Source organism: Alkalibacterium iburiense, assembly GCF_039521845.1.
GTDB classification, from domain to species: domain Bacteria; phylum Bacillota; class Bacilli; order Lactobacillales; family Carnobacteriaceae_A; genus Alkalibacterium; species Alkalibacterium iburiense.
In genome coordinates, this window is record NZ_BAAACW010000050.1 from 1 (window position 1) to 6,201 (window position 6,201).

A 6,201-nucleotide genomic window follows, 5' to 3' on the forward strand; every position below is an offset into this window, starting at 1 on the left:
ATTTTTAAATTTTTCATGATTTAATTATACCATGAGAGGTGCTTTTTTGTCTCTTTTTAGTATTTTCTTTTCAAATAAAATAAATGAAATAGAGAGTATAAGGGGAGATATGTTTCTATTTTAAAGGGGGATTTGAATGGAAAAAAATACAAGTCATAGCGATGAGGACAAGAAAAAGCAAGAAGCTTTATACCTATTTAATGAAGGCACACTTTATGATAGCTATTTAACTATGGGGTGTCGGAAAATAGAGATAGGTTTTAATTTTACTGTATGGGCACCTCATGCCCAATCTGTTTTCCTGGTTGGAGATTTCAATTCCTGGTCTGAGTTAGATGAAATGCACAAAGTAGACAATTCGGGGATGTTTACTCTTAACATGGATCGGGCCGAAGAAGGACATTGTTATAAATACAAAATCATCCAGGCAGACGGGACAGTAGCCTATAAAATAGATCCTTACGCTTACCAATTCGAAGTCAGACCTAAAGATGCATCCATAGTAAAGGACTTGCCTCAAAAGAAATGGAAAGACGGACTATGGATGGCTAATCGAAAACGGAGAATGATATACGACCGTCCACTAAATATTTATGAAGTCCATCTCAGCTCTTGGAAACACCATGATGATGGTTCGTGGTACACCATTAAAGAACTGCAGGAAGAACTCATTCCCTATGTAAAAGAAATGGGATACACGCATATTGAATTTATGCCTTTAATGGAGCATCCTCTAGATGCCAGTTGGGGTTATCAGGTAACAGGGTTTTTCGGTTTGTCCTCAAAATATGGCACCATGGAAGAGTTCCAAGATTTTGTGGAAGCCGCTCATCAAGCGCATATTGGAGTAATTATGGACTGGGTTCCAGGTCATTTTAATCGTAATGAATACGGTCTTGCTTATTATGATGGAACGCCTCAGTTTGAATACTCTGATCCAAATATGGCAAACAACAATCGATGGGGGACACTTAATTTTGATTTAGGGAAACCTCAAGTGAGAAGTTATTTGATTTCGAATGCTTTATTCTGGATTGAGCAATTTCACTTAGATGGTTTAAGAGTCGATGCCGTGAGTAATATGCTGTACTTAGATTACGACATTGGCGAATGGACGCCGAATGATGAAGGAACAAACGTGAATAAAGAAGGCGTTGAGTTTTTACAACAGCTTAACACCAAAATATTTGAACGCCACCCTGATGTGATTATGATGGCAGAGGAAAGTACGGCTTGGAGCAAAGTCACTCATCCTGTGCACGAAGGGGGATTAGGCTTTAATTACAAATGGAATATGGGTTGGATGAATGACACCCTTCGTTTTTTTGAAATGGACCCACTCTTTAGGAAAGATCACTTCAACTTAATTACGTTCTCATTTATGTATACCTTTAATGAAAATTTTGTTTTGCCATTTTCTCATGATGAAGTGGTTCATGGGAAAAAATCGATGATGCACAAAATGTTTGGCGACCGTTACAATCAGTTTGCCAGCTTGAGAACAGTAGTTTCCTATCAAATGATGCATCCAGGTAAAAAACTTCAATTTATGGGAGCAGAGTTCGGTCAGTTTTTAGAATGGAGATTTGCAGAAGGACTGGAATGGACTAACTTAGAAGATGATAGAAATGCTAAGCACTTAGAGTTTACACAGAAACTGAATGCTTTTTATAAAGAAAACAGAGCATTATGGGAGTTAGACCATAGCCCGGAAGGAATAGAGATACTAGATGCAGACAATGCTGAAGAATCTGTGCTTTATTTCATAAGAAAAGGAAAGCAACCGAGAGATTTCTTAATCGTGTTATGTAATTTTGTCCCAGTTGAACGAAAAAATTTCCGAATTGGTGTGCCTTATAAAGGACAGTACGAAGAAGTCTGGAATACGGAAATGGAAGACCTAGGAGGAACGTGGACACAATCTCAAGGAATTCTTAAAACAGAAGATACACCCTCACAAGGAAAAGAGTATTCAGTGGAAATGATTTTACCAGCTATGAGCGTGATTGTCTTAAAGCCGAAGAGAGTGTATGGCGTGCCGAAAAGTAAAGAAGAAAGAGCGTAAGAAAAGGAGCAACAAAGTACAGAATACGGTTTAAGGAGGGAAGGAAGGTCAGGAATGACACTTCCGAAATAGATGAAAACTGAAACAGTAGCAATGATATTAGCTGGAGGGCAAGGATCGAGATTAGGAAAATTGACAAAACAAATCGCCAAACCAGCTGTGCCTTTTGGTGGCAACTATAGAATTATCGATTTTGCTTTGTCTAATTGTGCCAACTCAGGAATTAATGATGTCGGTGTGGTGACACAGTATCAGCCTTTGATTTTAAACGAGCATGTTGGGAATGGCTCCAGTTGGGGACTGAACCGTCATGAAGGCGGAGCAACAATCTTACAGCCCTATTCGAGCATAGACGGAGAAAAGTTCTTTAAAGGGACAGCTCATGCTGTATATCAGAACATTGATTTTATAGATCAGAAAAACCCTGATTACGTGGTCATCCTGTCAGGAGATCATATTTATAAAATGAACTATGAAAAGATGTTAGAGTACCATAAAGAAAAAGCGGCCTCTCTAACAGTTGGAGTCATGCCAGTACCGTGGGAAGACGCTTCTCGTTTCGGCGTCATGAATACAGACAGAGCAGACCGCATTATTGAGTTTCAGGAAAAACCGGAAAAACCTAAATCTAACTTAGCCTCAATGGGAATCTATATCTTCAGCTGGCCAAGATTAAAGCAGTACCTGGTGGACAATCAGTCTAAAAACAGAAAAATGGAAGACTTTGGGCACCATGTTATTCCTGCATATTTGCGAAACAGCGAATCCATTTATGCCTACTCCTTTAAAGGCTACTGGAAAGATGTGGGAACAATTGAAAGTTTGTGGGAAGCTAATATGGAATTTTTAGATCCGAACCACGAGTTAAATATTCGTGACAAAGGATGGAAGGTTTATTCAAGTAACCCTAACACAACTCCCCAGTTCTTAACAATTACGTCCAAAGTTGTCGATTCAATGATAACAGATGGGTGCTATGTAGCGGGAGAAATTACGCACTCTATCCTTTCCCATAATGTTAAAGTCGGTAAAAATTCAGTTGTTAAGGATTCCTTTATCATGCCAAATGTTGTCATTGGTGAAAATGTAACCATTGAAAAAGCCATCATAGGAGAAGGAGCTCAGATTTACGATGGAGCGACTATCACTGGAACGCCAGGAGATATAGCCGTTGTGGGGTATGATGAAGAAGTAGGAGGGTATTCAGATGAGAAATAATATTGCAGCTGTTGTTAATTTAGTAGAAGATGATATTAAATTAAAGCCATTAACAAATAGACGGCCAGTAGCCACACTCCCGTTTGGATGTCGGTATAGACTGATTGATTTCCCGTTTTCTGTTTTATATAACGCACAGGCAGAATCTGCAGCCTTGTTTATATCAGGATCCGGGCATTCTCTATACGACCATATTCGTTCCGGTTCAGTTTGGGGCTTAGATTCTTTAGCGGGCGGGGGAGTGTTTACTCACTCACAGCTCATGTTAAAATCAGAAAAAACCCAGAGAAAACATGATTCCTTTTATTATGACGACCACTATAAATATATTTCAAAATCCAAATCCAACTATGTGTTTTTGACAGGGTCGAGTATGCTTTCAAATATTCAATTCGATTCTTTACTTCATTTCCATCAAGAGAAGGATAGTGAAGCGACTATTGTTTATAAAAAAGTTAAAAGAAACACTTTATTAAAAGACACCGTCACGTCACGTCTTTCAGTATCAGATGAAGATCCGACAGTTGTTGAAGCCATCACACCTTTAGCAGACAGTGATGACGATAATGAAACAGTAAAATTGAATATGAATATGTTGATAATAGATAAAAAGACATTTTTAGATTACCTCTTCCAAGCACGCGAAAATGATTTGAGTGTGGATGTTCCGACTTTCATCACATTAGCGCTCGAAGAAGGCAAAACTGTTCATGGGTACGAATATACAGGGTATTTAAAAGTGGTAGAAGATATCCTCAGTTATTATCAGGCTAATATGGATATGCTGAATGATGAGCATTTCAACTCCTTATTTTATAGAGCTGAACCGGTATTGACCCGTCCGAAAGATTCTGCTCCTACCTATTATGGGGAGTCTGCAGTAGTAGAAAACTCTCAATTTGCCAATGACTGTCAAGTGTATGGTACAGTGAGAAATTCTATCGTATTTAGAAAAGTAACGATAGCTGAAAATGTTGAAATCGAGAATTCTATCATTATGCAAGATTCGACCATAGAAGATGATGTCCAATTGAAATACGTCATACTAGATAAACATGTCTATGTTAAAAAAGGAGCACGATTAGAAGGCACACCAGATAATCCTATAGTCATCTCTAAAGATAGTGTGGTCTTTGCAAATGGAGAGATTGAGGAAGGGTGAGGAAAAAAATGAACCTTTTATTCGCTGCTTCCGAGTGCGCCCCTTTCTTTAAAACAGGAGGTTTAGGGGATGTCATGGGAGCATTACCTAAAGAGTTAGCAAAAAATGGGAATGATGTGCGCGTTGTCCTTCCCTTTTTTGTACAGAAATTAGATGAAGAAACTAAAAACAGTTTAAAAGATGTCGTGGAGTTTACTGTTGAGGTAGGTTGGCGGAAACAACATTGTGGAATCAAGCAACTTAAAAGAGACAAAGTAACGTATTATTTCATCGATAATCTCTTTTATTTTGACAGGCCCAATCTTTATGATTACGGAGATGATGGGGAAAGGTTTGCTTTCTTTCAACAAGCAGTGATTGAAATGCTGGAAAAAATCGATTTTATTCCGGATGTTTTACACGTGAACGATTGGCAAACTGCCATGATTCCCGTTCTCTTGAAGGATAAATATTCATGGATAAAAAAATACCGAGACATCCGAACCGTGCTCACTATTCATAACATCTTGTTCCAAGGAGTCTATGATCCATACACCATAGGGGATTGGTTCAATATGGGTTACGGGACTGTTCATGAAGAGGGTTTAAAATACGGAGATAAAGTTTGCTGGTTAAAAGGGGCTCTCTATTTTTCTGATTTGATTACGACAGTGAGTCCGACCTATGCGCAGGAGGTACAAACACCTGAATTTGGTTATGGACTAGAAACGCATTTACAGAATAATAGCTATAAGTTAACAGGGATACTCAATGGTATTGACTATGACACGTATAATCCAGAGACTGATACAACCATCCCCCATACGTTTTCGAAAAATGATTTAAGTGGTAAAACGAAAAACAAGAAAATCTTACAAGAAAAAGTCGGATTGCCCGTTGATGAACATATTGCATTGATGGGAATCGTCACCCGTTTGGATGAACAAAAAGGCGTTCAGCTAATCATTGATTCGATGGAAGAGCTATTGAAGCACCGTCACGTCCAACTTGTTCTTTTAGGGACAGGGAAACCTTACTTTGAAGAGGCCTTCCGCTACTTTAGTGAAGCTTATCCTGAGAAGTTTCAGGCGGTTATTCACTTTGACAGCGAACTGGCTCAACTCATCTATGCTGGAGTCGATTTATTCCTTATGCCGTCGTTATTTGAACCATGTGGCCTATCTCAACTCAATTCTCTTAGATACGGAACACTTCCGATTGTCCATGAAGTGGGAGGTTTAGCTGATACAATAGAGCCTCATAATAAATGGACAGGAGAGGGGACAGGGTTTAGTTTTTATGATTTCAATGTAGAAACTATGCTCCAAACGATTGATTCCGCCTTAACTCTCTATTATGAAGACCCGGACGGCTTTAATGAAGTTCAAAAGAACGCCATGAGTAAGGACAATAGCTGGAAAAAGTCTGCCTTAGAATATATTGATCAATATAAATATATTGTGTATTAATTATATCACACCCTCAAAAGATGAACTTTCATCATCTTTTGAGGTATTTTCGTTCCAACCACACTCTCTCAGCTCAAATCATTTAAAATGTTCACAAATGACAGGCTACCAACTTATTAGCTTATATGATTTATAGAATGTTAAATAACCCATCTTTTTTTTGAAAAGTGAGATGTATATAAAAGAAGTCACAAGTGACTGCTTTTTTTATCCTAACCTTTGATGTATACTCTTTAATAATGGTAATGCCAAAAGTTCTATGAAAAATCAGATTATTCCTGTTCGAAGGTATGATATTCCCAAATAGG

4 protein-coding genes are annotated in these 6,201 nt (G+C 38.3%); all 4 read left to right on the forward strand.

Features of this window, described 5'->3' with window-relative positions; translation table 11 throughout:
- The first annotated feature begins 136 nt into the window (after positions 1-136).
- The 4 genes from glgB (at position 137) to glgA (ending at position 5,893) form a co-directional block, all read left to right on the forward strand.
- Positions 137-2,065: a 1,4-alpha-glucan branching protein GlgB gene (gene glgB / locus ABDZ53_RS04140; RefSeq protein ID WP_343754268.1), complete on the forward strand. Its 1,929-nt coding sequence runs from the start codon at positions 137-139 to the stop codon at positions 2,063-2,065.
- 72 nt (positions 2,066-2,137) lie between these two features.
- Positions 2,138-3,283 (forward strand): glucose-1-phosphate adenylyltransferase, encoded by a 1,146-nt coding sequence (locus ABDZ53_RS04145; RefSeq protein WP_343754270.1) that lies wholly within the window; start codon positions 2,138-2,140, stop codon positions 3,281-3,283.
- On the forward strand, positions 3,273-4,445 hold the full coding sequence (gene glgD, locus ABDZ53_RS04150) for a glucose-1-phosphate adenylyltransferase subunit GlgD (protein WP_343754272.1): 1,173 nt from the start codon (positions 3,273-3,275) through the stop codon (positions 4,443-4,445). The genes ABDZ53_RS04145 and glgD overlap by 11 nt, the downstream gene beginning before the upstream one ends.
- Before the next feature lie 8 nt (positions 4,446-4,453).
- Positions 4,454-5,893 carry a glycogen synthase GlgA gene (gene glgA, locus ABDZ53_RS04155; protein ID WP_343754274.1) on the forward strand — a complete coding sequence of 480 codons (1,440 nt, stop codon included), beginning with the start codon at positions 4,454-4,456 and terminating at the stop codon, positions 5,891-5,893.
- Positions 5,894-6,201: the final 308 nt, after the last annotated feature.